This window comes from Massilia niabensis (assembly GCF_042655085.1).
Taxonomy (GTDB): Bacteria; Pseudomonadota; Gammaproteobacteria; order Burkholderiales; family Burkholderiaceae_D; genus Telluria; species Telluria niabensis.
Genome location: NZ_JBHSMU010000003.1, coordinates 436,212 through 462,148, shown reverse-complemented (window position 1 = coordinate 462,148; position 25,937 = coordinate 436,212). Strand labels below are relative to the sequence as shown.

Genomic DNA, 25,937 nt, shown 5'->3' with positions numbered 1-25,937 from the left:
AAGGCTGGGCCACGCGGCGAACTGGCGCCCCCAATGAAAAACGCCTTCCGCGCGGTGAAGCGGGGAAGGCGTCGAGTCTTGCAGCAGATGCTGTGGTGCGTTGCTTAGCGGGCGGCCATTGCGTTGCCGCCAGGGGTCAGCAGCGAGAAGCGGTGGTTCATGTCCGCGGCGGCCATCTTGAAGCGGGCCATTTCGCCGGCATTCAGGGGAGCGGCCATCAGGTTCTTGAGCGTGTTCGGATCGCGCGCGACGTTGCCGACGCGGAATTCGTAGTGCAGGTGGGCGCCGGTCGACCAGCCGGTCGAGCCGACGTAGCCAATCACCTGGCCCTGGCTGACCTTGGTGCCCTTGCGCAGGCCGCTGCCGAAACGGCTCATGTGGGCGTAGGCAGTGCTGTAGTTCGACCAGTGCTTGATGACGACCATGTTGCCGTAGCCGCCAGAAACGCCAATGGACTCGACCGTACCATCGCCCGCAGCGCGGATCGGGGTGCCGGTCGAAGCGGCGTAGTCGATGCCCTTGTGCGCTTTCCACTGGCCGGAGATCGGGTGGACGCGGTTCGAGAAACCCGACGAGACGCGCGAGAATTCCAGCGGCGACTTGAGGAAAGCCTTCTTCAGAGATTTGCCGTCGAGGCTATAGTAACTACCTTGCTTGGTGACCGGGTCTTCGAACCACACGGCCTGGTGGCTGACGCCGCGGTTGATGAATTCGCCCGCCAGGATACGGCCGGTTTTCACCAGTTCGCCGTCGAGCCAGAAGGTTTCATAGACGACGTTGAAGCGGTCGCCGCGTTTCAGGTCGCCGCGGAAGTCGATGTTGGTCGAGAACATCTGGACGATTTCACCGACCACCGAGTCCGGGATCGAGCCGCCGTCGACGTTCGCGTCGGTGGCCGAGTACAGGGAGGAGCTGGTGATTTCGCGCGAGCGCATTTCGACGCGGCGCTCGAGCTTGGCAGGGGCTTCAACGGCGGTGAAGCTGTCGCCGTCGCGGAAGATGGTGAGGGTGGTCGGCGCCTTGTTCTTGTCGACCAGGGAGGCGCGCAGCGACAGCAGCAGGCCGTTCTCGTCGGTCTCGGCCTGCAGGCGCTTGCCGTTTTTCAGGGTCAGGATGCGGCGCGCGACCTTGTTCGAGCGGATGAACTTTTGCGCTTCCGCATCTTCGACACCCAGGCGGCCCAGCATCGTACCGAGGGAGTCGCCGGCGCGGACGCGTTCTTCGTGGATGAATTGCTGCTCGTCCTGCTGGAGAGCGGCGATCTGGTCGGAGAGGTTGGGCAGGGCCAGGTCTTCAGCGACCGATTTGACTGGCACGCTGGCATCGTCCTGGGCGATCGGGGCTGTAGCGACAGCGCCGAATGCGCACAGTGCCAGGCCGAGGGCGCCAGCGCCGACGATACGTGCTTTACGGCTCGTATTTGCCAGGCTGGATGAGATCTTACCGGTGATTTTATAGATAGGGTTCATGCAATCAGTTAAAATTTACCGCTTCAACTTAGGGTGCTGTTTTTCTTGTTATTGTGAAAAGTTTTCTTGCGGCAAGATTGATGGGATCGGTTATTGTACCAAAATACGCACACCTACAACTGCTTTAGCCATTTTCCTACAAAAAATTTATGACAGACTCCGTGTCTTGTAGTAATAACAACTCCGCTTCCCCAGTCCCTGGCAAGACGCTTTCCGACAAAGTTCAGGAGGCGCTCGCCATCACGAAACGGGGTGTCGACGAACTGCTGATCGAAAGCGAATTTGCACAAAAGCTGGCCCGCTCGGAAGCGACCGGCGTGCCGCTGCGTATTAAGTTAGGTGCCGACCCGACCGCCCCGGACCTGCACCTGGGCCATACCGTGGTGCTGAACAAGCTGCGCCAGCTGCAAGACCTCGGCCACCAGGTGATCTTCCTGATCGGCGACTTCACATCGATGATTGGCGACCCGTCGGGCCGCAACGCCACGCGCCCGCCGCTCACCCGCGAGCAGGTGGAGGAAAACGCGAACACCTATTTCCGTCAGGTCGCCCTGATCCTCGACGCCGAGCGCACCGAAATGCGCTACAACTCCGAGTGGTGCGACCCGCTCGGGGCGCGCGGCATGATCCAGCTGGCCTCGCGCTACACGGTGGCACGCATGATGGAGCGCGACGACTTCACCAAGCGCTACAAGAGTGGGACACCGATCGCAGTGCACGAGTTCCTTTATCCGCTCATGCAAGGCTACGATTCGGTTGCTTTGAAGGCCGATCTTGAGCTAGGTGGAACGGACCAGAAATTCAACCTGCTGGTTGGCCGTGAACTGCAGAAAGATTACGGACAGGATCCCCAGTGCATCCTGACCATGCCCCTACTCGAGGGACTCGATGGCGTCGAGAAAATGTCGAAGTCGAAGAACAACTACATCGGCATCACCGAGGCGCCAAATACCATGTTCGCCAAGCTGATGAGCATCTCCGACGTGATGATGTGGCGTTATTTCGAGCTGCTGTCGTTCCGCCCGATGAGCGAGCTGGCGGCCCTGAAAGCGGCTGTCGAAGGCGGCGCCAACCCGCGCGACGCCAAGGTGGCGCTGGCGCAGGAAATCGTCACCCGCTTCCATTCGAGCCAGGCCGCGACCGACGCGCTGGCCGACTTCGTCAACCGTTCGAAGGGCGGCATTCCGGACGACGTGCCCGAAGTGACCGTCGCCGGCGCCCCGCTGGGCGTGGCCCAGCTGCTGAAAGCGGCCGGCCTGTGCGCGTCGACGTCGGAAGCGATGCGCATGGTCGACCAGGGCGGCGTGCGCATCGATGGCGCCGTCGTGAGCGACAAGAACTTGCAGGTCGATGCCGGCAGCTTCGTGCTGCAAGTGGGCAAGCGCAAGTTCGCGCGAGTTACTTTTAGCGCATGATCGGGCTGCTGCAACGCGTCAGCGCGGCAAAGGTCGTCGTCGATGGCCACACGATCGGTGCTATCGACGCCGGCTTGATGGTCCTGGTCTGCGCCGAAAAGGGCGATACCGAGCGCGAGGCCGACGCCTTGCTGGCCAAGCTGCTCGGCTACCGGGTGTTTTCCGACGACGCCGGCAAGATGAACCGCAGCGTGGTCGATACCGGCGGCGCGCTGCTGCTGGTGCCGCAGTTCACGCTGGCCGCCGACACCCGCTCCGGCACCCGGCCGTCGTTCTCGCCGGCCGCCAGCCCGGCCGATGGACTGCGCCTGTTCGAGCATTTCGTGCGCGAGGCCCGGGTTCGCCATGAAAAAGTTGAAACGGGTCAATTTGGCGCCGACATGCAGGTGACGCTGACCAACGACGGTCCGGTAACGATCTGGCTGCATATTGATCCGGTCGATATTTCACGTTGAAACCCGTACCGCCCCGTGCGGTCAATATCAGTGGGGCCCACCGGGAGTCTGCGATGAATATCTGGAGTGATTCGTTTACCGAAGGCGGGCTGATCCCGCCTGAGTGCGCGTTCGCGGTCATTGACCCGAAATCGCATGTGCGCTTGTCGAACAACCGTAATCCCCACCTCGCGTGGGACGATGTGCCAGCCGGCACCCAGTCGCTGGTCATCCTGTGCCATGACGCAGACGTTCCTGCCGATGGCACCGACGTCAACAAGGAAGGCAGGGTCGTGCCGGAAGGGGCGAAACGCACCGACTTCTATCACTGGACGCTGGTCGATATCCCGGCCAGCCTGAAGTCCATCGCCGAAGGCCAGTTTTCCGACATGGTCACGCCACACGGCAAATCCGGCCCGAACGTCTCCTTCCTCGTCAAGAACGGCACCGAGCACCAGTTGCGCCAGGGCGTGAACGACTACACCGGCTGGTTCGCGCGCGATCCCGCCATGGCCGGCGACTACTACGGTTACGATGGCCCATGCCCGCCCTGGAACGACGAGCGCGTCCACACGTATGTGTTTACAATCTACGCACTCGACATTCCCGAGCTGCCGGTCGACGGCCGTTTCACCGGCCAGGAAGCGCGCCTGGGGCTGATGGGCCATATTCTCGACGAAGCCCGGATCTTCGGCATTTATTCGCTCAATCCGGAAATCGCGCCCACGCTTTCTACGTAATTTCGCCCAGAGGTTCGGGCTTTTGGACCTCATGCACAAGAACAACACCATTACCCGGATCGCCCTGATCCGTCATGGCGAGACCGCCTGGAACGCCGAGCGCCGCCTGCAAGGCCACCTCGACATCGACTTGAACAACGAAGGCCGGCGCCAGGCAGTGGCGCTGGCTGCCGCGCTGGCCGGCGAGCAGGTCGATGTACTGGTGTCGAGCGACCTGGCGCGCGCCGCCCAGACCGCGAAAGCGCTGGGCGAGGTGTTGCATCTGCCCCTGTTTATCGACGGGCGCCTGCGCGAGCGCTGCTATGGCGGTTTCGAGGGCTTGCTCTACTCGGAAATCGCCGAGCGCTACCCTCGCGAGTTCGCCGCCTGGCAGGGACGCGACGTCGATGGCACGCTGCCGCCGGGCCAGAACCGCGGCGAAAGCTTCCGCGAATTCCATGACCGCGTGATCCCCGCCATCCTCGGCTGGGCCGCGGACAACCCCGGCAAATCGCTGGTGCTGGTAGCGCACGGCGGCGTGCTCGAATGCGCCTATCGCGCCGCGCTCGGCCTGTCGCTGGAAACGCCAAGGGACTTCAAGGTGCTCAACGCCAGCATCAACCGCTTCATCGTGCAGGACGGCAAGCTTGAACTCGTCAGCTGGGGCGAGGTCGACCATCTGCAGCAAGCTGTGCTCGACGACGTTTGATAACCCCTTCTTTTCCTCCTGTCCATAGCGATATATCCCGTTCGCGACAGTTCGGCAAAAATATTGCCGCTTAATTGAGCAGGGGTTCAGGTAAAATAGCGGGTTCCCGTCCATTCTTATCGTGTTCCCGCTGTGCAAATAGGCCCTTATACACTGCGAAATAATGTCTTTGTCGCACCCATGGCGGGTGTGACGGACCGCCCGTTCCGCCAGCTGTGCAAGCAGTTGGGTGCGGGCTACGCCGTGTCCGAGATGGCAGCGTCGAACCCGCGCCTGTGGGCCAGCGAAAAGACCAGCCGCCGTACCGACCATGCGGGCGAGATGGAACCGAAAGCCGTGCAGATCGCCGGCGCCGACCCGCAGGACCTGGCCGATTGCGCCCGCCACAACGTCGAACGCGGCGCCCAGATCATCGATATCAACATGGGTTGTCCGGTCAAGAAGGTCTGCAACAGCTGGTGCGGCTCAGCGCTGCTGCAGCATGAAGACCTGGTCGAGCGCATCCTGCATGCGGTTGTTGCGGCCGTGGACGTGCCGGTCACCCTGAAATTCCGTACCGGCTGGGACCGCGAGAACAGGAATGCGCTGACCATTGCGCGCATGGCCGAGGAGGCCGGCATCCAGATGCTGACCTTGCACGGGCGCACCCGCGCCGACGGCTACAAGGGCGACGCCGAATACGACACGATCCGCGCTGTGAAGGCGGCGGTCGGGATCCCGGTGGTGGCCAACGGCGACATCACGACGCCGGAAAAGGCGAAATTCGTGCTCGACTACACGGGTGCGGATGCCGTCATGATCGGCCGCGCGGCCCAGGGCCGGCCCTGGATCTGCCGCGAGATCGACCACTATCTGCGAACAGGCGAACACCTGCCGCCGCCAATGGTGGAAGAGGTGCGCGCCCTCATGAACGAACACCTGCCGGCGCATTACGCCTTCTATGGCGACTACGTCGGCGTGCGCAGTGCGCGCAAGCACATCGGCTGGTATGTGGAAGACTTGCCGGGCGGCGAAGCATTCCGCCAGCGGATGAATCTGCTGGAATCGACTAGCGAACAATTGGCGGCTGTTGATAATTTTTTCCAATCGCAACTTCGCCATGGCGAGCGGTTACAATACCGGCCCGCGCAACCCGTTGAAGCGATCGCGGCGTGAACAGGTAGTAAAAAACAGAAGTAGAAAAACAGTCGTAAAACAATAAAAACGATTTGGGGACACCGCCGGTTGTGCCGGCGGAGCAATCACTAACCAGGATGAAGCAGCAGACATGAGCAAAGAGAGTATCCAGGAAGTTGTCCAGAAAAGCCTCGAGGATTATTTCAATGACCTGGGCGAGCAAAAGCCGTCGAACATCTACGACATGATGGTCATGACGGTTGAAAAGCCAATCCTCGAAGTGGTGATGACGCGCGCCGACGGCAACCAGTCGCACGCGGCCCAGATGCTGGGCATCAACCGCAATACTTTGCGCAAGAAACTGCAAGAACACGGACTGCTTTAAGTTCCGCCGGCGAGTGGCCGTGCGCGGGCGCGGCCAGTAAGGCGCGCCGGATTCCGCACAAATTTCCATCAACAGTGGCCACTCCCATGATCAAACAAGCTCTCATTTCCGTCTCCGACAAGACCGGCGTGCTCGATTTTGCACGCGCGCTGTCTGCACTCGGGGTAAACATCCTGTCCACCGGCGGCACCGCCAAGCTGTTGCAGGAGAACGGCGTGCCGGTGACGGAAGTCGCCGACTACACCGGCTTCCCGGAAATGCTCGACGGCCGCGTCAAGACCCTGCACCCGAAAGTCCATGGCGGCATCCTGGCGCGCCGCGATTTCCCCGAGCACGTGTCCAAGCTCGAGGAACACGGCATCCCCCAGATCGACATGGTCGTGGTCAACCTGTACCCGTTCCAGCAGACCGTCGCCAAGGCGGAGTGCTCGCTGGAAGACGCGATCGAGAACATCGACATCGGCGGCCCGACCATGCTGCGCTCCGCGGCCAAGAACCACCGCGACGTGGTCGTCATCGTCGACCCGCTCGATTACGGCGTGGTGCTGGCGGAGATGAAAGGTACCGGTGAGGTGGCCGGCACGGTCAGCTACGACACCAAGTTCAAGCTCGCCAAGAAAGTGTTCGCCCATACCGCGCAATACGATGGCGCTATCACGAATTACCTGACCAGCCTGGGCGAAGACAAGCAGCACGCCACGCGCTCGAGCTACCCGCACACCATCAACATGAGTTTCGAGAAGGTGCAGGACATGCGCTACGGCGAGAACCCGCACCAGGGCGCCGCCTTCTACCGCGACGTGGCGCCGGTCGACGGCGCGCTGGCGAACTACCGCCAGCTGCAGGGCAAGGAACTGTCATACAACAACATCGCCGACGCCGATGCGGCTTGGGAATGCGTGAAGTCGCTGGGCGGCTTCCAGCACCCGGCCGGCTGCGTGATCGTGAAGCACGCCAACCCGTGCGGCGTGGCGATCGGCCTTGACGCGCTCGACGCTTACACCCGCGCCCTGCAGACCGACCCGACCTCGGCCTTCGGCGGCATCATCGCCTTCAACGTGGAAGTCGACGGCCGTGCGGCCGAAGCGCTGGCCAAGCTGTTCGTCGAAGTGCTGATCGCCCCATCGTTCACGCCGGAAGCGCGCCAGATCATGGCGGCCAAGCAGAACGTGCGCCTGCTGGAAATCGCCCTTGGCAACGGCCAGAACGCCTACGACGTCAAGCGCGTCGGCGGCGGCCTCTTGGTGCAGGCGCCGGACGCGAAGAATGTGGGCATTGGCGACCTGCGCGTGGTGAGCAAGAAGCAGCCAACCCAGCAGCAATTGCAGGACCTGATGTTCGCCTGGCGCGTCGCCAAGTTCGTCAAGTCGAACGCCATCGTCTTCTGCGGCAACGGCATGACGCTCGGTGTCGGGGCAGGGCAGATGAGCCGCATCGATTCGGCCCGCATCGCCTCGATCAAGGCGCAGAACGCCGGGCTGTCCCTTAGCGGTTCGGCGGTGGCGTCGGATGCCTTCTTCCCGTTCCGCGACGGGCTGGACGTGGTGGTCGATGCGGGCGCGACCTGCGTGATCCATCCGGGCGGCTCGATGCGTGACCAGGAAGTGATCGACGCGGCCGATGAGCGCGGGGTGGTGATGCTGTACACGGGGACGCGTCACTTCCGCCATTGATTGACTCGTAGGGGTCATTGAGGCCAATGGCCTCAATGACGGGTTCACCGGACGGCTCTGCCGTCCACGCGTTCAACGCACGGGTGATAATCGAATCACTTGTTTGCATGGGCTGGTTGAACGCGTGGACGGGGAACCCGTCCACCCTACGTCCCTCCGCTCGACGTAACGGTTGCGCAAACACCAGCTCAACTGTGTTTTTGCACAGTATTTTTCCCACGATCGTTGCTGGCCGGTATAACATTCGATAATGATTATTCTCGGCATCGACCCAGGCCTGCGCACGACCGGCTTTGGGGTTATTGAAAAACACGGCAGCAAACTGCGCTACATCGCCTCTGGTACCATCAAGGCTGGCCTGGAGGGCGCCTTGCCGCCACGCCTGAAGATCATCCTCGCTGGCGTGCGCGAAGTCGTCGCCACCTATGGCCCGGACTGCGCGGCCATCGAAAAAGTGTTCGTCAACGTGAATCCGCAATCCACGCTGCTGCTCGGCCAGGCGCGCGGCGCGGCGATCTGTGCGCTGGTGGGCGCCGACCTCGAGGTCGCGGAATATTCGCCGACCCAGATCAAGCAATCCGTCGTCGGCAGCGGCAAGGCCGCCAAACCGCAGGTGCAGGACATGGTCGCGCGCCTGTTGAAACTCCCCGGCCTGCCTGGCAGCGATGCCGCCGATGCGCTGGGCGTTGCCATCTGCCACGCCCACACCCATGACACGCTGTCGCTGCTCAATGCGCTCACCCCGCAAACGGCCACGCTGCGCATGAAGCGCGGTCGCCTCGTCTAAACCAGAAAAAAAGGTCAACCATGATTGGTCGCATTTCCGGAACCCTGCTGGAAAAGAACCCCCCGCAACTGCTGGTGGACTGCCAGGGCGTTGGCTATGAAGTCGACGTGCCGATGAGCACCTTCTACAACCTGCCGCACACCGGCGAAAAGGTGGTGCTGTTCACCCACCTGGCGATCCGCGAGGATGCGCACCTGCTGTTCGGCTTCGGCAGCGCCAGCGAGCGCGCCCTGTTCCGCCAGCTGATCAAGATCACCGGCGTCGGCGCGCGTACCGCGCTGGCGATCCTGTCCGGCATGACGGTGGCCGACCTGTCGCAGGCCGTTACCATGCAGGAAGCGGGACGCCTGGTGAAGGTGCCGGGTATCGGCAAGAAGACGGCCGAGCGCCTGCTGCTGGAACTGAAGGGCAAGATCGGCGCCGACCTCGGCATCGTGGGCGGCGCACCGCGCGACGATACCCAGGCCGACGTGCTCAACGCACTGCAGTCTTTGGGGTATTCTGACAAGGAAGCACTGCTGGCCATCAAGAACCTGCCGGCCGGCTCGACCGTGTCCGACGGCATCAAGTTTGCCCTGAAAGCGCTGTCGAAGCCATGAAGCACCAGTCGTATTTCGAGATTAAATAATGAGCATCCAGACCGACAATTTCACCGAGCACCGGGTCATCGACGCCACCCCAAGCTCGCCCAACGAGGAGGCGATCGAGCGCGCCTTGCGCCCGAAGCAGCTCGACGAATACGTCGGCCAGGAAAAGATCCGCGACCAGCTCGAAATCTTCATCTCCGCGGCACGCAAGCGCAAGGAAGCGCTCGACCACACGCTGCTGTTCGGCCCGCCGGGCCTCGGTAAAACCACGCTGGCGCACATCATCGCGCGCGAGATGGGCGTGAACCTGCGCCAGACCTCGGGCCCGGTGCTCGAGCGCCCCGGCGACCTGGCCGCCATCCTCACCAACCTCGAGCCGAACGACGTGCTGTTCATCGACGAGATCCACCGCCTGTCGCCGGTGGTCGAGGAAATCCTGTACCCGGCGCTGGAAGACTACCAGATCGACATCCTGATCGGCGAGGGCCCCGCCGCCCGTTCCGTGAAACTCGACCTGCAGCCGTTCACGCTGGTCGGCGCCACCACGCGCGCGGGCATGCTGACCAACCCGCTGCGCGACCGCTTCGGCATCGTCGCCCGCCTCGAGTTTTATAACGTCGCGGAACTGACCAAGATCGTCACCCGCAGCGCGGCGCTCTTGGCGGCGCCAATCAATGAAGACGGCGCCAGGGAAGTGGCAATGCGCGCGCGCGGCACACCGCGTATCGCCAACCGCCTGCTGCGCCGCGTGCGCGACTATGCGGAAGTGAAGGGCAATGGCGAAATCACGAAAAACATCGCCGACCTGGCCCTGAAAATGCTCGACGTCGACTCGGTCGGCTTTGACGTCATGGACCGTAAACTCCTGGAAGCGGTGCTGTTCAAGTTCGGCGGCGGGCCGGTCGGCATCGGCAACCTCGCCGCGGCGATCGGCGAAGCGGCCGACACCATCGAGGACGTGCTCGAGCCCTACCTGATCCAGCAGGGCTACCTGCAGCGCACCCCGCGCGGGCGCATCGCGACGCCGGCGGCCTATCAGCACTTCGGCGTCGCCGCGCCGCGCATCAGCCCGACGGGCGACCTGTGGGACAACCTTGGCTGAGCCTACGTCCCCGAGCATGCAGATCTGGGTCGACGCCGACGCCTGCCCGGCCGTCATCAAGGACATCCTGTACCGCGTTGCCGAACGCACGCAGATCCCCGTGACGCTGGTGGCGAACCAGTTGATGCGCGTGCCAGGCTCGAAATACATTCGCGCGCTCCAGGTGCCCAGCGGCGCCGATGTCGCCGACGCCGAGATCGTCGAGCGCCTCAGCCCCGGCGACCTGGTCGTCACCGGCGACATCCCCTTGGCGGCGCTGGTGCTGGAGAGGGGCGGCTTTGCCCTCAATCCGCGCGGCGATTTTTATACCAAGGACACCATCGCCCAGCAGCTGACGATGCGCGCCTTCATGGAAGAACTGCGCAGCGGCGGCGTCGATACCGGCGGCCCGGCGGCCTTCAACCAGGGCGACCGCCAGGCCTTCGCCAACGCCCTCGACCGGCACCTGGCCCGCCAGCGCCCGCGTGCCTGACCTCATATGACATTTGTCAGGTGAATGTCATGGCACCCGCTTCTGGCGCGGGTGCCGGCAAATTCGGATACTCGGCTCATACCAACCTGGGAGAGCCCGATGAAACCGACCGTCCTGAAAACCTTGTTCCTGTTTGCCGGCATGGGCTGCCTCATTGGCTACCAACAGGCTGCCCTGGCCGCCGCCACGCTCGTGCGCGACGTGCGCGTCTTCGACGGCAAGACCGTGCACGAGCGCCGCTCGGTGCTGTTCGACAAAGGCGTCATCGTCGATGCCGACTATCGCGGCGCGGCGCCGAATGGTGCACGCGTGGTCGAAGGCGGCGGCCGCACGCTGCTGCCGGGCCTGATCGACGCCCACACCCACGCCTTCCGTTCGCAGGAACTGCCGGTGCTGTTCGGCGTGACGACCCAGGTCGACATGTTCACCGACCTTCGCCTGATGAAGAAGGCGAAGCAGGCGATGGCGCAGGGCGGCAACCACCACCATGCCGACCTGTTTTCGGCCGGCACCCTGGTCACCGCCCCGAACGGCCACGGCACCCAGTTCGGCATCCCAATCCCCACCATCACGAAGCCGGAGCAGGCCCAGGCCTTTGTGGACGCCCGCATCGCCGAAGGCTCCGACTTCATCAAGATCGTCATGGAAACCGGCTACGGTTTTCATTCGCTCGACCTGGCGACGGCAAAGGCCGTGATCGCGGCGGCGCACACGCGCGGCAAGCTGGCCGTGGTCCACATCGGCAACGAGAAGGATGCGCGCGCCGTGCTGGAAGCGGGCGCGGACGGGCTGGTGCACCTGTTCCCCGGGGAGTCCGCCGATGCCAAAGGGCTGGCGCAACTGGCGCGCAGCAAGAAAGCCTTCGTGATCCCCACCTTCGCCGTGCTCGAGAGCATGGCCGGCTGGCGCGGCGACGACCTGCTTGCCATTCCTTCCTTTGCCAGCCTGCTCGACAAGGATGCGCAGGCCCCGCTCAAGGCACGCTACGGCAACACGTCGCGCCCGGAGAGGCTGCTGGCGCCGAAGGCCGTCGCCAGGGCGATGATGGAGGCCGGCGTCCCCGTGCTGGCCGGGACCGACGCCGGCAACCCGGGCACGCAATACGGCGCGAGCATGCACCGCGAACTGGCGGCGCTGGTCGACGCCGGCCTTACCCCGGCGCAGGCGCTGGCGGCAGCGACCAGCGTGCCGGCGGACGTGTTCAAGCTGGGCCGGCGCGGTCGCATCGACAAGGGCTACAAGGCCGACCTGCTGCTGGTCGAGGGCAACCCGGTGGCGGACATCCTGGCCACGCGCCGGATCGTCGAGGTGTGGAAGGAGGGCGAGAGCGCGAACGGCCTGCGCGAGGGCCAGCGCCAGCAGGTTGCCAGGGCGGCGCAGCAGGCGGCGAAGGGACCCCTCGCGCTGCCGGCAGGCGGGCGCATCAGCCAGTTCAGCGAGAAGCAGCTGGCCAGCCCCTTCGGCATGGGATGGGGACCATCGACCGACGGTTTTGTTGGCGGCAAGTCGACCGTCGCCCTGGCGGCCGGGCCGGCGCTGCCCGATGGCCAGGTGCCGCTCGCGATCGCCGCCAAGGTGGCGCCGGGCCTGCCCTTCGCCTGGGCCGGGGTGGCCTTCATGCCGGGAAGTGCGCAGATGCAACCGGTGGACCTCTCCGCCGCCAAGGCGGTGCGCTTCCGAGTGCGCGGCGACGGCAAGTCCTACCAGGTGATCGCGATGTCGCAGGGCTTGCAGATCCCTGGCGCGAAGCCCTTCACCGCGGGACCGGAATGGAGCGAGGTGACCGTTCCCTTCAGCGACCTGAAAGGCATCGATCCTGCGGCCGTCACCATGTTAGGATTCAACGCCGGCCCGCAGCCAGGTGACTACCGCTTCGAGATCGTCGACGTCCGCCTGCTCCCACAATAATCACGACCGACGAAAAGAGCGATGAACAGGATCAGCCAGGGCGTCAAAACATTATGGGCGCGGCCGTTGATCCCGCCTGAGCAGGGCAGGATGCCGTACTTCTGGCTGCTGAGCCTGAGCTACATGTTCTGGAAGTACGCCTACGTGGCGCCGGGCGCCGCCGAGGTGGCGCTGCTGGTGCTGACCTTCGTGGTCTTCTTCCCGCTGTACTGCGCCAGCTACTGGGCGCGCGGCTGGCAGGTACCCGCCTGCATGCTGGCGGGCTGCCTGATCGGCGCCGCCTGGGCGCCCTGGAACGCCGGCGCCGGCACTTTCTTCATCTTCGCCTGCGCCATGGCCGCCCGCATCATGCAGGCGCGGCGCGCGATGCTGGCAATCGCCGGCGTGATGCTGTTCGGCGTGCTGGTCTCGCTGCTGATCGAACAGACGCAGATGCGCTGGCTGTTCCTGATGCCGATCCTGACCATCAGCCTGCCCGTGGGAATGGGCTCCATGATGGATGCGCGCCTGCGCCGCTCGCGCCAGGAGCTGCTGCGCAAGCAGGAAGAAGTCGAGCACATGGCCACCATCGCCGAGCGCGAACGCATTTCGCGTGACCTGCACGACCTGCTCGGGCATTCGCTGTCCTTGATTGCGCTGAAGGCGGAACTGGCGCGCAAGCTTGTGCACCGTGATGCCGGCGCATGCGAGCGCGAGATCGGCGACATCGAGGTCAGCGCGCGCCAGGCCCTGGCCGAGGTGCGCGCCGCCGTCAGTGGTTACCGCGAGAGCGGCCTGGCCCATGCCCTGGCGGGTGCGCGCGCCAGCCTGGCCGCGGCCAGCGTGGAGCTCGACGAGCGGGTCGAGCGCATCCTCCTGGCGCCGGCGACCGAACACGTCGTGGCGCTGGCCCTGCGCGAAGCCGTCACCAACGTCGTGCGGCATGCGGGTGCGCGCCGCTGCACGCTGTCGCTCGCGCTCGAAGGCGGCAGCGTGGTGCTGCGCGTCGCCGACGATGGCGAGCGCCTGCGCGGCGGCGCCGAACTACGCCACGGCAACGGGCTGTCGGGCATGCAGGAAAGGGTGGCGGCGCTCGGCGGCAGGCTGGCGCTGCGGGTCGGGGCCGGGCTGGCGCTCGAGCTAAGGGTCCCGGCATGAGAGGTGACATGATTCGCATCCTGATTGCTGAAGACCAGGCCCTGGTGCGCGGTGCGCTGGCGGCGCTCCTGAAGCTCGAGCCCGACTTTGACGTGGTGGCGACAGCCGCCGACGGCAGGGAGGCGCTGGCGCTGTGCGGGCAGCTCGCGCCCGACATCGTGCTGACCGATATTGAAATGCCGCACATGACGGGCCTGGAGCTGGCCACCTGCCTGGGTGAGCAGGGTGCCCGCAGCCGTGTCGTGATCGTGACCACCTTCGCGCGCAGCGGCTACCTGCGCCGTGCGCTGGCCGCCGGCGTGCGCGGCTACCTGCTCAAGGATGCGCCGGCCGACACCCTGGCCGCCGCCATCCGCAGCGTGCACGGCGGCGGGCGGGCGGTGGCGCCCGAACTGGCGCTGGAAGGCTGGGGCGGGACCCAGGACCCGCTGTCCGAACGCGAGCGGCAGGTGCTGCGCCTGGCGGGCGAGGGCCGCAGCAGCGCCGACATCGCGCGCCAGGTCCACCTGTCCGAAGGCACGGTGCGCAACTACCTGTCGGAAGCGATCAGCAAGCTTGGTGCCACCAACAGGATCGAGGCCTACCGCATGGCCCGTGATGCAGGCTGGTTGTAAACCGTTTGCGGAAACCGGCAATACCGTTTGCGGCTCCGGGTGCCTGCCCAGCCTAGCGCCGTCCAGTCCGCTTATCTGCGATGATGCTCGTGAATTCGCGAGAGGAGCAGCAACGTGTGGTTGGAGCAAAGTTGGATCACGATACAGCAGGAATTTTCGGACCTCGGCAATGTCGAGGACATCACGCGCATCGTCGTGCGCCTGATGGTGGCGATGATCCTTGGCGGCATGCTGGGTTATGAGCGCGAATCGGTCGGCGCTTCGGCCGGCTTGCGCACGCATATGCTGGTCTCGCTCGGGTCGGCGATGTTTGTGCTGATCCCGCTGCAAGCCGGCATGGAAGTCAGCGACCTGTCGCGCGTGCTGCAGGGCGTCACCGCCGGCATCGGCTTCCTCGGCGCTGGCGCCATCCTCAAGCAGACCGACAAGAGCGATATCAAGGGACTCACCACGGCGGCGAGCGTGTGGCTGACGGCCGCCGTCGGCATTGCCGCGGGCATGGGCCGCGAGGCGACGGCGGTGCTGAGTGCGCTGTTCGCGCTCGCGATCCTCGAGATCCTGCGCATCATGCCGAAGGGAGGCCGCGAGCAGCGGCGCATCGCCCTGGCCGGCGAACCGGACCAGCAGCGCAGCGCCGCGAAAGACGAGTCGTATCAGGAGACAAACGTTTCTCGGCAATAGTTCAGGCAATAGTTTCGGCAATATTCCGGATTTACTAATGAAACCGGCTGCCGATATTATCTAGAGTAGCTATTCTTATTACCTGCCAATGCAAAAAGCCCGCCAATTGGCGGGCTTTTTTTCGCTGCGGCCTCGCCCACGCTATCTGCGTGGTGCGCGCCGATAATCAGACTGGCTGATTAAATCGCGCGGATGTTTCCAGCTTTTTCGCCTTTAGGGCCGGTCGAGCGTTCGAACGACACGCGCTGGTTTTCGGCCAGGCTCTTGAAGCCTTCCGACTGGATGTCCTGGAAATGGGCGAACAGGTCGCCGCCGCCTGCGTCAGGCGTGATGAAGCCGAAGCCTTTGGAGTCGTTGAACCATTTGACGGTGCCGGTTTGAGTAGTCATGTACATTCCTTTTAAATTTGCATGGGCAACAATGCCCGGTGCACATTCGACCAAGAGTGGGTGTAACGGGAGGAAATCAAACAGGACTGCCGGAACGGCAAGACGGGAAAGAAAGACCAACAATAACAACGGCTTGATGTAGTGCGAGATGGAAGATACAGGGATTTTCCCGATTCACCTAATTATTTCTGACTTATTGTCCATTTGGTTTGGTCCTTGTGTATTTCCCCGTCTTCCGGTAAATGCCGGCAATGACTGTTATTATGAAGAAACCCGTTCTAAGCGAATCTCGTTGAATCGGGGAATATAGAGGTTGTAAACACAATGACAGAATACCGACTGGGCAGCTTCATACGCGACAATATGGAGCAGATCCTGCAGGCATGGGAAGATTTCGCGCGCACCATCGAGCCGCCGGCACTGACCATGGACGACACCGAGCTGCGCGACCACGCGCGCCAGATGTTGGTGGCCTTCGCGGCAGACCTGGAAACACCGCAATCCGAGCATGAGAGCGTCGCCAAATCGAAGGGCCTGGGCAAGCGCGGACAGGATGACACGGCCGCGGAAACCCACGCCGAAGCGCGCCTGCTGTCGGGCTACACCGTGGTCCAGCTGGTCTCCGAATACCGCGCCCTGCGCTCGAGCGTGCTCACGCTCTGGGCCGCCGATACCGAATCCAATCACGTCACGAACATGCGCGACGTCACGCGCTTCAACGAGGCGGTCGACCAGGCCCTGGCCGAGTCGGTTGCGCGCTATGAGTTCATGGTAAAGCAGTCGCAGAACATGTTCCTGGCGATCCTCGGCCACGACCTGCGCAATCCGCTGGGCACGGTCGTGACCGGGGCGAGCTTCATGATGCAGGCAAACGACATCCCGCCGCGGTACGTCCTCGTGGCGACCCGGATGTTCAACAGCGCCAAACGCATGAGCAAACTGATCAACGACCTGATCGACTTTACGCGTACCCACCTCGGCCCCGGCATTCCGATCCGCGTCAAGCAGGGCAGCATGGTCGCCGTCTGCGAGGAAGTGGTCAACGAACTGCGTACCTTCCATCCCGAGCAGATGATCGAACTGCATCATCCACCCCAGCTGGACGCCATTTTCGACGAGAGCCGCATCGCCCAGGTGCTGTCGAACCTGATCGGCAATGCCATCCAGTACGGTGACGCCGAGGCGCCGGTCACGGTCCGGGTGACGGCCAGCGACGCCGATGTCGTGATTGCGGTGAATAACCGCGGCAAGGCCATCGCGCCCGACAAGCTGTCGAGCGTGTTTGACCCGATGGTGCGTATTGCCGCCAGCGTCAACGCCAGCAACAACGACTACACCGAACGCACCAGCCTGGGCATCGGCCTGTTCATTTCGCGCGAAATCGTCCATGCGCACGGGGGGCAGGTCAGCCTGGCGTCCACGGACGCCGACGGCACCACCTTCACGGTGACAATGCCGCGCCTGCCGAAAGGATTCCAATCGGGATCTCATCCCGGCGATACCGCAAGCAGCCCTCCCGGCCCGCAGGCGGCCCATTGAACCGCTTGTGTAGTGCCGCGGGAGGCGGGCGCCCCCCGCCCGGACTCTTCCCTGCAATGGAGGAAGCACCTGCCGCCGGCCTTGCACCGTGCAAGGTGCTGGTGGTCGACGACGAGCGCGACCTGGCCGACCTGGCCGAAGCCCTGCTATGCGGTCATGGGCTCGAGGTGAGGGTGGCTTATTCTGCGCGCGAAGCGCTGCAGATCCTGGAAACCGATCCGGACATTGACGCCGTGTTTTCGGATGTGATGATGCCCGGGATGACCGGGCTGCAACTGGCCGATATGGTCAAGTGCCTGTACCCGAAGGTCAAGGTCGTGCTGACGTCGGGCTTTACGGCGCCCGCACTGATGGTGGGCCACCGGTCTTACCCCTACGCGGCCAAACCCTACCGGATCGAAACCATCCTCAGGCTGCTGTGTTCGTAGTTGCCTGGGGCAGGGCAGTGCCCGGTCAGCGCTGCGGCAGGCCGGCCAGGATCGCGTGGAACCTGGCCATGTCGAGCGGCTTGACGAAATGATGGTCGAATCCCGCTGCTTTTGACAACACGCGGTCGTGCGCCTGGCCGTAACCGGTGAGCGCGACGAAGACCGCGTCCGCGCTTGCGGGTTGTGCGTGCAGGCGGCGCGACAATTCGTAGCCATCCATATTCGGCAGGCCGATGTCGAGGACGTACAGGTCGGGCGGGTCCGCCAGCGCCATGCCGAGTGCCTGGAACGGGTCGGTTGCGACGCGTACCGCATGGCCCTCGGCCCGCAACAGCACACCCAGCGATTCCGCCGCATCGACATTGTCGTCGACGATCAGGAGCCGCGCCGGACGCACTTGCAGCGCGGCCGGTGCCGCAGCCTCGTGCGCCGCGGCCTCCTCGGCCAATACCGGCAGCGCGATGGTGAAGCGGCTGCCTTTGCCGGGCCCGGCGCTTTCAGCCTGTACCGTGCCCCCGTGCAGGGTCACGATGCTTTTCACCAGCGCCAGGCCCAGCCCCAGCCCGCCCTGCGTGCGGTCGGGCGTGCGCGCACCCTGGGTAAACAGGTCGAACACGTGCGGCAGCAGCTTGTCCTCGATGCCGATACCGGTGTCCGTCACCACGATCCGTGCCTGGCTGCCGTGGAGTTCGACCGCCAGTGTGATCTCGCCGCCCTGCGCCGTATATTTGGCGGCATTGTTGAGCAGGTTGGCCACCACCTGGACCAGCCGCGTGCGGTCACCCTGCACAACCGGGTCCGATGCGTGCATGCGCAGGTTCAGTACATGCCCGCGTGATTTGATCAGCGGACGCGCCTGCTCGATGGCGCTGGCGACCAGTGACCCCAGGTCGACCGGATACTTCTCCAGCTCGATCAGTCCGCGCGTCACGCGCGACACGTCGAGCAGGTCGTCGACCAGGGCCGTCATGTGGCGCACCTGGCGCGCGATGATGTCGCTGGCCTGTTCGACGCGCGCGGGGTCGGCCTTGACCAGCTTGAGCAGGTGCGCGGCGGACGCGATCGGCGCCAGCGGGTTGCGCAGTTCGTGCGCCAGCATGGCCAGGAATTCGTCCTTGCGCGCGTTCATGTTGCGCAGGTCGTCCTCGGCCTGCTTCTGGGCGTGGATATCGGTGCAGGTGCCCATCCAGCGGACGATGGCGCCGTTCTCGTCGTGCACCGGCAACGCGCGTCCCAGCACCCAGCGGTATTGGCCGGAATGGTGCCGCAGCCGGTATTCGATCTCGTAGGTTTCGCCAGTGGCCAGCGAATGCCGCCAGCGCGCCCACGCGGCGTTCTGGTCGTCCGGATGGAAGATGCCGTTCCAGCCGGCGCCGTCGGTCGAGCCCTGGGGCACGCCGGTAAAGTCGTACCACTGCTGGTTGAAGTAATCGTGGAAGCCGTCGGCCAGGGTGGACCACACCATCTGCGGCATGGCGTTGGCGATCGTGCGGAACTTGGCCTCGCTCTCGAGCGACACCTGGGTGACCCGGCTGCGCTCGATCGACTCCCAGCAGCGGTTGGCGACCAGTTCCAGCAGCTTGATTTCCTGCGCATGCCAGACGCGCGCCTCGGCCTGGTGCAGTGCCATGCCCGCAACGAAACGCCCCGCCTTGAGCACGGGCACGCTGACCACTGCGCGGATCTGCGCGGCCCGGTACGAGGGGCGAACATCGGCAACCCGCGGGTCACTCTCGGCGTCCTGCACCACATATGTGATGCCGAGCTGGCTCAGGCGCACGAATTCGGAACCGAAGTCTTCGCTCCGGTAGCGGCCGACGATGCTGGGCACGTCCGCCGTGTAATCGCCGGTGAGGGTAAACGTCCCGAATTCTTCGTCGACATGGGCGTACGCGCAGCGGTTGACCTTCAGGAAATCGCCCAGCATGGCAGCGGCGGTCTGCGTGATGTCCTGGGGCGCCAGCAAGGGGCGCATCGCATCGTCCAGCGCCAGCAGGAACCGGTACATGGCGAGCTCGTCGAGGGGACTCTGGGTCAATTCAGGCATTCTGTCATTCTGTGATGGTGGTTGCTCGGAAAAGGTAGCACGGTGCCGCCGCCTAATGCCCCACGCTCTTCGAAAACAGGTTAATCACCAGCACCCCGGCAATGATCAGCCCCAGCCCGATCAGCGCCGGCAGGTCCAGGCTCTGCCTGTACACGAACCAGCTCACCACCGAAATCAGGACGATCCCCACGCCCGACCAGATCGCATACGCGATCCCCGTCGGCAGCACCCGCAGGCTGAAGGTCAGCAGGTAGAACGAGGCCGCGTAGCAGACGATCGTGAGCACGCTTGGCCACAGCCGGGTGAAATTGTCGGTCGCCTTCAGGGCCGTGGTGGCGATCACCTCGACGACGATGGCAAGGCCGAGGAACAGGTAGCTTTGGGTGAGAGTCATGGTAGCCGGGACGAGACAGGGAATAAAAAAGCGGCCCGCGGGCCGCTTCGGATGAAGCAGGAGGGTCTTAGCCTTCGCGATGCCAGACTTGCGAGCGGCCGAACATCGGCGCGCCGATGTAGCCGCGCACTTCGAGCTTCTGGCCGCCGTCGCGCAGCGTTGCCTTGCTCTTGTAAACCTTGCCCTTGGCCGGGTCGAGGATCTCGCCGCCGGTGTACTCGTCGCCGTCCTTTTTCAGGCCCGACACGATGGTCATGCCGATCATCGGCTGGTTCTTGCGCGAGTCGGTGCAGGCGACGCACTTCGGATTCTGGTCTTCGTTCGGGCCGCGGAACAGCTTCTCGATCTTGCCCTGCAGGGCGCCGTTTTCCTCGGTGACGCGCACCAGCGCTTTCGGCTTGCCGGTTTCGTCGTCGATGGTCTTCCACAGGCCGACTGGCGACGTATTCTGTGCCCAGGCGGCGGCGGACGTAAACAGCATGGTAGCGATGAGGCTGGCTTTGATCAGGGGTCGCATTTTTGGAGTCTCCGTTGTTGTAGTTACGCTGAAGGGGAGTGTAGCAAACCCTGTGCGCATCTTGGCAATAAAAAGGTTGCTGGATGTTTCAGCGCCCCCAGGTCAAAAAAAACGCGGCCACCAGGGCCGCGTTCATCATGCAGGGTGATTAAGCCGCTGCCAGCTTGCCCAGCTGTTCGCGCATCTTGTCGAGCGTTGCCGAGAAGTTCGCCAGGCGTTCCTTCTCCTGCGCCACCACCGCGGCCGGCGCGCGCGCGACAAAACTTTCGCTCGACAGCTTGTTGGTGGCCTTGCCGATCTCGCCTTCGAGGCGCGCGATCTCCTTCGACAGGCGCTCGCGCTCGGCGGCGACGTCGATCTCGACCTTCAGCATCAGCTTGGTCGTGCCGACGACCGACACGGCCGCCGGCGACTCCGGCAGCGCGTCGACGATCTGCACTTCCGCCAGCTTGCCGAGGGACTGGATGAACGGTGCGAAGCCTGCCATGTTGGCGCGGTCCGCGTCGTTGCCCGGCTCGACGATCAGCGGCACGCGCACCGACGGCGACAGCTTCATCTCGCCGCGCAGGTTGCGCGTTGCATTCGTCAAGTCCTTGAGCTGGGCCATCCAGCCTTCGGCCGATTCGCTGATCAGCGCTTCGTTGGCGATCGGGTAGGGCTGCAGCATGATGCTCGCCCGGTCCGCGCTCGGGGTCTTGCCGGCCATCGGCGCGATCGCCTGCCACAGCGCTTCGGTCACGAACGGGATGATCGGATGCGCCAGGCGCAGGATCACTTCCAGCACGCGCAGCAGGGTGTGGCGCGTGGCGCGCTGCTGCGCCTCGGTGCCTTGCTGGACCGTGACCTTGGCCACTTCCAGGTACCAGTCGCAGTACTCATCCCAGACGAATTTATAAATCGTGCTGGCGATGTTGTCGAAGCGGTAGTCCTCGAAACCTTTTGCCACTTCGAGCTCGGCGCGGTTCATCAGCGAGATGATCCAGCGGTCGGCCTGCGACAGGTCGGCTTCATCCGGCGCCCCGCAATCTTTCCCTTCCGTGTTCATCATCACGAAGCGGGTCGCGTTCCACAGCTTGTTGCAGAAGTTGCGATAACCTTCGGCGCGGCCCAGGTCGAAATTGATGTTGCGGCCGAGCGACGCGTAGCTCGCCATGGTGAAGCGCACGGCGTCGGTGCCGAAGGCCGGGATCCCGGCCGGGAATTCCTTGCGCGTGGCTTTCGCGATTTTCTCGGCGGCGCGCGGGTCCATCAGGCCGGCGGTGCGTTTCGCCACCAGCGACTCGACGTCGATGCCGTCGATCAGGTCGATCGGGTCGAGCGTATTGCCCTTCGACTTCGACATCTTCTGGCCGCTCGAATCGCGCACCAGGCCGTGCACGTAGACGGTCTCGAACGGCACCTTGCCGGTGAAGTGCGCGGTCATCATGACCATGCGCGCGACCCAGAAGAAGATGATGTCGAAACCGGTCACCAGCACCGACGACGGCAGGAACATCTCCATCTCCTTCGTCTGTTCAGGCCAGCCCATGGTCGAGAAGGGCACGAGGGCGGACGAGAACCAGGTATCGAGCACGTCTTCGTCGCGGCGCAATTCGCCGGTGATGCCTTGGGCTGCGGCCTTGGCTTTGGCTTCTTCCTCGTCGCGCGCGACGACGATGTTGCCGGCTTCATCGAACCAGGCCGGGATGCGGTGGCCCCACCACAGCTGGCGCGAGATGCACCAGTCCTGGATGTTCCCCAGCCACTGGTTATAGGTGGAGGTCCAGTTCTCGGGCACGAACTTGATTTCGCCGCTGGCGACTTTTTCCAGCGCCACTTCGGTGATCGACTTGCCCGGATTGAAGGTGCCTTCCGGCGCCGCCTTGGTCATGGCGACGAACCACTGGTCGGTCAGCATCGGCTCGATGACGACGCCGGTACGGTCGCCGCGCGGCACCATCAGCTTGTGCGGCTTGACCTGTTCGAGCAGGCCCAGGCCTTCCAGGTCGGCCACGATCTGCTTGCGCGCGGCAAAGCGGTCCAGGCCCTGGTACTGGCTTGGCGCGTTCTCGTTCATCTTCGCGTCGAGCGTCATGACCGTGATCGGCGCCAGGCCCGCGCGCTGGCCGACGGCGTAGTCGTTGAAGTCGTGGGCCGGCGTGATCTTCACGCAGCCGGTGCCGAATTCCTTGTCGACGTACGAGTCGGCGATGACCGGGATCTCGCGGCCTGTGAGCGGCAGCTTGAGCATCTTGCCATGCAGGTGGGTATAGCGTTCGTCCGTCGGGTCGACCGCCACAGCGACGTCGCCCAGCATGGTTTCAGGACGGGTCGTCGCCACCGTCAGGTGGCCCGAGCCGTCGGCCAGCGGGTACTGGATGTACCACATCGAGCCGTCTTCTTCGACCGAATCGACTTCCAGGTCAGACACGGCGGTGCCCAGCTTCGGGTCCCAGTTCACCAGGCGCTTGCCGCGGTAAATCAGGCCCTGCTCGTACAGGCGCACGAACACTTCCGAGACGGTCTTCGAGCGCGCTTCGTCCATCGTGAAGTACTCGCGGTCCCAGTCGGCCGACGCTCCCATGCGACGCATCTGGCCGGTGATGGTGTTGCCCGACTGTTCCTTCCACTCCCAGACCTTCTTGATGAATTCGTCGCGGCCGAGGTCGTGGCGCGAAATCTTCTGGGCGTCGAGCTGGCGCTCGACCACGATCTGGGTTGCGATGCCGGCGTGGTCGGTACCCGGGATCCAGGCCGTGTTATGGCCGCGCATGCGGTAGTAGCGCGTCAGGCCGTCCATCACGGTCTGGTTGAACGCGTGGCCCATGTGCAGCGTGCCAGTCACGTTCGGCGGTGGCAGCTGGATGCTGAACGACGGTTTGTCGGCGTCGAGGGTGGCGGCGAAGTACCCGCGCCCTTCCCACTCTGCGCGCCAGTATTGTTCGATGTCGGCTGGTTCGAAAGACTTGGCTAATTCCATGATAGGGGCGGTGTGATGTGCGAAAAAGAACATTATAGAGGAGGAGGGCAAAGATGCGGTCGCGGTCCCGCCGTCCCTTTACATTCTTTTTTGCCAACGCCGGCCGACGCGCTATAATTCGCCCGCTGCCGCCATGGCAGCAACCGCTAGGGGTCCTGCGTTTCATTGAAACGCGGGTGAGAAATACCCTCTGAACCTGATCTGGATAATGCCAGCGAAGGGAAGCTTCGAGAAGTTGCGGGGTGCGCGCATGCGCCTGCCCTGTGTCTCCGACTCCTTTGCTGGCTCCGCAAAGGAGCCACATGAATGCCCCACTTAGTTCCCCGCTAACGTTCGATGCCGCCACCGCCGAGGTGGATAGCGCCGCGATCGCCCCGTTTCCCAATTCCACCAAGGTCTTCATCGAAGGCAGCCGGCCTGACATCCGGGTGCCGATGCGCGCGGTGGCCCAGGCGGACACGCCGGCCAGCTTCGGCGGCGAAGCCAATCCGCCGGTCTTCGTCTACGATACCTCCGGTCCCTACACCGACCCCGCGGCCCGGGTCGACATCCGGCGCGGCCTGGCGGCCATGCGCGCCGGCTGGATCGCGGAGCGCGGCGATACCGAACAGCTGTCCGGCCCCAGCTCGGCCTACGGCGCAGGGCGCCTGCTCGACCCGGGCCTGGACGCGCTGCGTTTTGAGCTGCAACGCCAGCCGCGCCGCGCAAAAGCGGGCGCCAACGTCACCCAGATGCACTACGCGCGGCAAGGCATCATCACGCCCGAGATGGAATTCGTCGCCCTGCGCGAAAACCTGCAGCGCAGGCAATACCTGGCCGGGCTCGAAGCGAGCGGGCCGATGGGCCGGCGCACCGCCGAACTGCTGGGCCGCCAGCATCCGGGGCAGTCGTTCGGCGCGCACCTCCCGCAGGACATCACGCCCGAATTCGTGCGCGCGGAGGTGGCGCGCGGACGCGCCATCATCCCTGCCAACATCAACCACCCCGAGAGCGAGCCGATGATCATCGGCCGCAACTTCCTCGTCAAGATCAACGCGAATATCGGCAATTCGGCGGTGACCTCGTCGATCGGGGAAGAGGTCGAGAAGATGACCTGGGCGATCCGCTGGGGCGCCGACAACGTGATGGACCTCTCGACCGGCAAGCACATCCACGAAACGCGCGAATGGATCATCCGCAACAGCCCGGTGCCGATCGGGACCGTGCCGCTGTACCAGGCGCTGGAAAAAGTGAATGGCAAAGCCGAGGAGCTCACCTGGGAGATCTACCGCGACACGCTCGTCGAACAGGCCGAGCAGGGCGTCGACTACTTCACCATCCATGCCGGCGTGCGCCTCGCGTATGTGCCGATGACGGCCCAACGCTTGACGGGAATTGTGTCGCGCGGCGGCTCGATCATGGCCAAGTGGTGCCTGGCGCACCATCGGGAGTCCTTCCTGTACACGCATTTCGAGGAAATCTGCGACATCATGAAGGCCTACGACGTCGCCTTCAGCCTGGGCGACGGCCTGCGCCCCGGCTCGATCTACGACGCCAACGACAAGGCGCAGCTGGCCGAACTGGCGACGCTCGGCGAACTGACGCAAATCGCGTGGCGGCACGACGTGCAGACCATGGTCGAAGGCCCGGGCCACGTGCCGCTGCACCTCATCAAGGAAAACATGGACCTGCAGCTGGCCGAGTGCCGCGAGGCGCCGTTCTACACGCTCGGACCGCTCACCACCGACATTGCGCCCGGCTACGACCACATCACCTCCGGCATCGGGGCGGCCACGATCGGCTGGTACGGCACAGCCATGCTGTGCTACGTGACCCCGAAGGAGCACCTCGGCCTGCCCGACAAGGCGGACGTGAAAGACGGGATCATCACCTACAAGATTGCCGCCCATGCGGCGGACCTGGCCAAGGGCCACCCGGGGGCGCAGATCCGCGACAACGCCCTGTCGAAAGCGCGCTTCGAATTCCGCTGGGAAGACCAGTTCAACCTGGGCCTGGACCCGGACAAGGCGCGCGCCTTCCACGACGAGACGCTGCCGAAGGAATCGAGCAAGGTCGCGCACTTCTGTTCAATGTGCGGGCCGCATTTCTGTTCCATGAAGATCACGCAGGAGGTGCGTGCCTACGCGGCCGCCAATGGCGTCGACGAGGGGCAGGCGCTGGCGCGCGGCATGCAGGAAAAGGCCGTCGAATTCGTGCGCGGCGGCGCCCAACTCTACCGCGAGGTGTGACCCATGCTTTCCATGAAATCCCTCGAGATCGAACTCAATGGCCAGCCCTACCGCCTGGCGGCAGGGCAGAGCCTAGACGACCTGGTGCGAGCGCTAGGCGTCGGGCAGCAGGCGGTGGCGCTGGCGGTCAACCGCGAAGTGGTACCACGCCAGCAATGGGCCGGCCGCGCGCTCCTGCCGCGCGACCGGGTAGACATCGTGCGCGCCATCGGTGGCGGCTGAAAGGAA

At 64.3% G+C, this 25,937-nt stretch carries 25 protein-coding genes and 1 riboswitch; of the genes, 19 read left to right on the top strand and 6 right to left on the bottom strand.

What is annotated here, in order from left to right; translation table 11 throughout:
* Nucleotides 1–104: 104 nt before the first annotated feature.
* Nucleotides 105–1,469, bottom strand: coding sequence for a M23 family metallopeptidase (locus ACFPN5_RS02200; protein WP_379779637.1), 1,365 nt, complete (start codon nucleotides 1,467–1,469; stop codon nucleotides 105–107).
* A gap of 149 nt (nucleotides 1,470–1,618) precedes the next feature.
* Here ACFPN5_RS02200 and tyrS point away from each other — a divergent pair, with 149 nt between their 5' ends.
* The 15 genes from tyrS (at nucleotide 1,619) to ACFPN5_RS02125 (ending at nucleotide 15,208) form a co-directional block, all read left to right on the top strand.
* The gene (gene tyrS / locus ACFPN5_RS02195) at nucleotides 1,619–2,884 is read left to right on the top strand and encodes a tyrosine--tRNA ligase (RefSeq protein ID WP_379779636.1); all 1,266 of its coding nucleotides are present in this window, start codon (nucleotides 1,619–1,621) and stop codon (nucleotides 2,882–2,884) included.
* Nucleotides 2,881–3,339 (top strand): D-aminoacyl-tRNA deacylase, encoded by a 459-nt coding sequence (gene dtd, locus ACFPN5_RS02190; RefSeq protein WP_379779634.1) that lies wholly within the window; start codon nucleotides 2,881–2,883, stop codon nucleotides 3,337–3,339. Before tyrS ends, dtd begins: the two co-directional genes overlap by 4 nt.
* A 53-nt stretch (nucleotides 3,340–3,392) precedes the next feature.
* Nucleotides 3,393–4,058, top strand: coding sequence for a YbhB/YbcL family Raf kinase inhibitor-like protein (locus ACFPN5_RS02185; RefSeq protein WP_379779632.1), 666 nt, complete (start codon nucleotides 3,393–3,395; stop codon nucleotides 4,056–4,058).
* Nucleotides 4,059–4,089: 31 nt separating this feature from the next.
* The gene (locus tag ACFPN5_RS02180; RefSeq protein ID WP_379779630.1) at nucleotides 4,090–4,746 is read left to right on the top strand and encodes a histidine phosphatase family protein; all 657 of its coding nucleotides are present in this window, start codon (nucleotides 4,090–4,092) and stop codon (nucleotides 4,744–4,746) included.
* Nucleotides 4,747–4,878: 132 nt separating this feature from the next.
* Complete coding sequence (gene dusB / locus ACFPN5_RS02175; RefSeq protein WP_379779628.1) at nucleotides 4,879–5,901, top strand: tRNA dihydrouridine synthase DusB; 1,023 nt, start codon at nucleotides 4,879–4,881, stop codon at nucleotides 5,899–5,901.
* A 112-nt stretch (nucleotides 5,902–6,013) separates the two neighbouring features.
* A complete protein-coding gene (locus tag ACFPN5_RS02170; protein ID WP_379747209.1) occupies nucleotides 6,014–6,247 on the top strand; it encodes a helix-turn-helix domain-containing protein in 234 nt (77 codons plus the stop codon).
* 86 nt (nucleotides 6,248–6,333) lie between these two features.
* Complete coding sequence (purH, locus tag ACFPN5_RS02165; protein WP_379779626.1) at nucleotides 6,334–7,920, top strand: bifunctional phosphoribosylaminoimidazolecarboxamide formyltransferase/IMP cyclohydrolase; 1,587 nt, start codon at nucleotides 6,334–6,336, stop codon at nucleotides 7,918–7,920.
* Between the two features lie 250 nt (nucleotides 7,921–8,170).
* Entirely contained in the window at nucleotides 8,171–8,707 is a 537-nt protein-coding gene (gene ruvC, locus ACFPN5_RS02160) for a crossover junction endodeoxyribonuclease RuvC (RefSeq protein ID WP_379779624.1), read from the top strand.
* Nucleotides 8,708–8,727: 20 nt separating this feature from the next.
* On the top strand, nucleotides 8,728–9,306 hold the full coding sequence (gene ruvA, locus ACFPN5_RS02155) for a Holliday junction branch migration protein RuvA (protein WP_379779622.1): 579 nt from the start codon (nucleotides 8,728–8,730) through the stop codon (nucleotides 9,304–9,306).
* A 28-nt stretch (nucleotides 9,307–9,334) separates the two neighbouring features.
* Nucleotides 9,335–10,396 carry a Holliday junction branch migration DNA helicase RuvB gene (gene ruvB / locus ACFPN5_RS02150; RefSeq protein WP_379779620.1) on the top strand — a complete coding sequence of 354 codons (1,062 nt, stop codon included), beginning with the start codon at nucleotides 9,335–9,337 and terminating at the stop codon, nucleotides 10,394–10,396.
* A gap of 16 nt (nucleotides 10,397–10,412) precedes the next feature.
* Nucleotides 10,413–10,868, top strand: coding sequence for a YaiI/YqxD family protein (locus ACFPN5_RS02145; protein WP_379779805.1), 456 nt, complete (start codon nucleotides 10,413–10,415; stop codon nucleotides 10,866–10,868).
* 99 nt (nucleotides 10,869–10,967) lie between these two features.
* Entirely contained in the window at nucleotides 10,968–12,776 is a 1,809-nt protein-coding gene (locus ACFPN5_RS02140; RefSeq protein WP_379779618.1) for a CIA30 family protein, read from the top strand.
* A 21-nt stretch (nucleotides 12,777–12,797) separates the two neighbouring features.
* Complete coding sequence (locus tag ACFPN5_RS02135; protein WP_379779616.1) at nucleotides 12,798–13,913, top strand: sensor histidine kinase; 1,116 nt, start codon at nucleotides 12,798–12,800, stop codon at nucleotides 13,911–13,913.
* Between the two features lie 8 nt (nucleotides 13,914–13,921).
* Nucleotides 13,922–14,527: a response regulator transcription factor gene (locus ACFPN5_RS02130; protein WP_379779614.1), complete on the top strand. Its 606-nt coding sequence runs from the start codon at nucleotides 13,922–13,924 to the stop codon at nucleotides 14,525–14,527.
* 114 nt (nucleotides 14,528–14,641) lie between these two features.
* Complete coding sequence (locus ACFPN5_RS02125; RefSeq protein ID WP_379779612.1) at nucleotides 14,642–15,208, top strand: MgtC/SapB family protein; 567 nt, start codon at nucleotides 14,642–14,644, stop codon at nucleotides 15,206–15,208.
* A 179-nt stretch (nucleotides 15,209–15,387) separates the two neighbouring features.
* Here ACFPN5_RS02125 and ACFPN5_RS02120 read toward each other — a convergent pair whose 3' ends face one another.
* Nucleotides 15,388–15,597, bottom strand: coding sequence for a cold-shock protein (locus ACFPN5_RS02120; protein WP_056443212.1), 210 nt, complete (start codon nucleotides 15,595–15,597; stop codon nucleotides 15,388–15,390).
* Nucleotides 15,598–15,921: 324 nt separating this feature from the next.
* Here ACFPN5_RS02120 and ACFPN5_RS02115 point away from each other — a divergent pair, with 324 nt between their 5' ends.
* Both ACFPN5_RS02115 and ACFPN5_RS02110 read left to right on the top strand, forming a co-directional pair.
* Nucleotides 15,922–17,136 (top strand): ATP-binding protein, encoded by a 1,215-nt coding sequence (locus tag ACFPN5_RS02115; protein ID WP_379779610.1) that lies wholly within the window; start codon nucleotides 15,922–15,924, stop codon nucleotides 17,134–17,136.
* 56 nt (nucleotides 17,137–17,192) lie between these two features.
* Nucleotides 17,193–17,564 carry a response regulator gene (locus tag ACFPN5_RS02110; RefSeq protein ID WP_379779608.1) on the top strand — a complete coding sequence of 124 codons (372 nt, stop codon included), beginning with the start codon at nucleotides 17,193–17,195 and terminating at the stop codon, nucleotides 17,562–17,564.
* Nucleotides 17,565–17,589: 25 nt separating this feature from the next.
* Here ACFPN5_RS02110 and ACFPN5_RS02105 read toward each other — a convergent pair whose 3' ends face one another.
* From ACFPN5_RS02105 to ACFPN5_RS02090, 4 genes are all read right to left on the bottom strand, one after another.
* Nucleotides 17,590–19,611: a hybrid sensor histidine kinase/response regulator gene (locus ACFPN5_RS02105; protein WP_379779606.1), complete on the bottom strand. Its 2,022-nt coding sequence runs from the start codon at nucleotides 19,609–19,611 to the stop codon at nucleotides 17,590–17,592.
* A gap of 52 nt (nucleotides 19,612–19,663) precedes the next feature.
* On the bottom strand, nucleotides 19,664–20,005 hold the full coding sequence (locus tag ACFPN5_RS02100; RefSeq protein ID WP_379779604.1) for an SMR family transporter: 342 nt from the start codon (nucleotides 20,003–20,005) through the stop codon (nucleotides 19,664–19,666).
* A gap of 67 nt (nucleotides 20,006–20,072) precedes the next feature.
* Nucleotides 20,073–20,522 carry a DUF2147 domain-containing protein gene (locus ACFPN5_RS02095; RefSeq protein ID WP_379779602.1) on the bottom strand — a complete coding sequence of 150 codons (450 nt, stop codon included), beginning with the start codon at nucleotides 20,520–20,522 and terminating at the stop codon, nucleotides 20,073–20,075.
* Nucleotides 20,523–20,670: 148 nt separating this feature from the next.
* Nucleotides 20,671–23,481: a valine--tRNA ligase gene (locus ACFPN5_RS02090; protein WP_379779600.1), complete on the bottom strand. Its 2,811-nt coding sequence runs from the start codon at nucleotides 23,479–23,481 to the stop codon at nucleotides 20,671–20,673.
* A gap of 138 nt (nucleotides 23,482–23,619) precedes the next feature.
* Nucleotides 23,620–23,721: riboswitch (TPP riboswitch) on the top strand.
* 62 nt (nucleotides 23,722–23,783) lie between these two features.
* On the opposite strand from ACFPN5_RS02090, the gene thiC reads away from it, so the two are divergent.
* The gene (gene thiC, locus ACFPN5_RS02085; protein WP_379779598.1) at nucleotides 23,784–25,709 is read left to right on the top strand and encodes a phosphomethylpyrimidine synthase ThiC; all 1,926 of its coding nucleotides are present in this window, start codon (nucleotides 23,784–23,786) and stop codon (nucleotides 25,707–25,709) included.
* A gap of 3 nt (nucleotides 25,710–25,712) precedes the next feature.
* Complete coding sequence (gene thiS, locus ACFPN5_RS02080; RefSeq protein WP_379779596.1) at nucleotides 25,713–25,931, top strand: sulfur carrier protein ThiS; 219 nt, start codon at nucleotides 25,713–25,715, stop codon at nucleotides 25,929–25,931.
* The last annotated feature ends 6 nt before the right edge of the window (nucleotides 25,932–25,937 follow it).

Excerpts from the sequence above, each read along its gene's own strand:
- ACFPN5_RS02115 (WP_379779610.1), top strand. The coding sequence starts at position 15,922 with ATGACAGAATACCGACTGGGCAGCTTCATACGCGACAATATGGAGCAG.
- ruvA (WP_379779622.1), top strand. The coding sequence starts at position 8,728 with ATGATTGGTCGCATTTCCGGAACCCTGCTGGAAAAGAACCCCCCGCAA.
- thiC (WP_379779598.1), top strand. The coding sequence starts at position 23,784 with ATGAATGCCCCACTTAGTTCCCCGCTAACGTTCGATGCCGCCACCGCC.
- dtd (WP_379779634.1), top strand. The coding sequence starts at position 2,881 with ATGATCGGGCTGCTGCAACGCGTCAGCGCGGCAAAGGTCGTCGTCGAT.
- purH (WP_379779626.1), top strand. The coding sequence starts at position 6,334 with ATGATCAAACAAGCTCTCATTTCCGTCTCCGACAAGACCGGCGTGCTC.
- ACFPN5_RS02110 (WP_379779608.1), top strand. The coding sequence starts at position 17,193 with ATGGAGGAAGCACCTGCCGCCGGCCTTGCACCGTGCAAGGTGCTGGTG.
- thiS (WP_379779596.1), top strand. The coding sequence starts at position 25,713 with ATGCTTTCCATGAAATCCCTCGAGATCGAACTCAATGGCCAGCCCTAC.
- ACFPN5_RS02095 (WP_379779602.1), bottom strand. The coding sequence starts at position 20,522 with ATGCGACCCCTGATCAAAGCCAGCCTCATCGCTACCATGCTGTTTACG.
- ACFPN5_RS02170 (WP_379747209.1), top strand. The coding sequence starts at position 6,014 with ATGAGCAAAGAGAGTATCCAGGAAGTTGTCCAGAAAAGCCTCGAGGAT.
- ACFPN5_RS02135 (WP_379779616.1), top strand. The coding sequence starts at position 12,798 with ATGAACAGGATCAGCCAGGGCGTCAAAACATTATGGGCGCGGCCGTTG.
- ACFPN5_RS02185 (WP_379779632.1), top strand. The coding sequence starts at position 3,393 with ATGAATATCTGGAGTGATTCGTTTACCGAAGGCGGGCTGATCCCGCCT.
- ACFPN5_RS02120 (WP_056443212.1), bottom strand. The coding sequence starts at position 15,597 with ATGACTACTCAAACCGGCACCGTCAAATGGTTCAACGACTCCAAAGGC.
- tyrS (WP_379779636.1), top strand. The coding sequence starts at position 1,619 with ATGACAGACTCCGTGTCTTGTAGTAATAACAACTCCGCTTCCCCAGTC.
- ACFPN5_RS02145 (WP_379779805.1), top strand. The coding sequence starts at position 10,413 with ATGCAGATCTGGGTCGACGCCGACGCCTGCCCGGCCGTCATCAAGGAC.
- ruvB (WP_379779620.1), top strand. The coding sequence starts at position 9,335 with ATGAGCATCCAGACCGACAATTTCACCGAGCACCGGGTCATCGACGCC.
- ACFPN5_RS02100 (WP_379779604.1), bottom strand. The coding sequence starts at position 20,005 with ATGACTCTCACCCAAAGCTACCTGTTCCTCGGCCTTGCCATCGTCGTC.
- ruvC (WP_379779624.1), top strand. The coding sequence starts at position 8,171 with ATGATTATTCTCGGCATCGACCCAGGCCTGCGCACGACCGGCTTTGGG.
- ACFPN5_RS02140 (WP_379779618.1), top strand. The coding sequence starts at position 10,968 with ATGAAACCGACCGTCCTGAAAACCTTGTTCCTGTTTGCCGGCATGGGC.
- ACFPN5_RS02130 (WP_379779614.1), top strand. The coding sequence starts at position 13,922 with ATGATTCGCATCCTGATTGCTGAAGACCAGGCCCTGGTGCGCGGTGCG.
- ACFPN5_RS02105 (WP_379779606.1), bottom strand. The coding sequence starts at position 19,611 with ATGCCTGAATTGACCCAGAGTCCCCTCGACGAGCTCGCCATGTACCGG.
- ACFPN5_RS02180 (WP_379779630.1), top strand. The coding sequence starts at position 4,090 with ATGCACAAGAACAACACCATTACCCGGATCGCCCTGATCCGTCATGGC.
- ACFPN5_RS02200 (WP_379779637.1), bottom strand. The coding sequence starts at position 1,469 with ATGAACCCTATCTATAAAATCACCGGTAAGATCTCATCCAGCCTGGCA.
- ACFPN5_RS02090 (WP_379779600.1), bottom strand. The coding sequence starts at position 23,481 with ATGGAATTAGCCAAGTCTTTCGAACCAGCCGACATCGAACAATACTGG.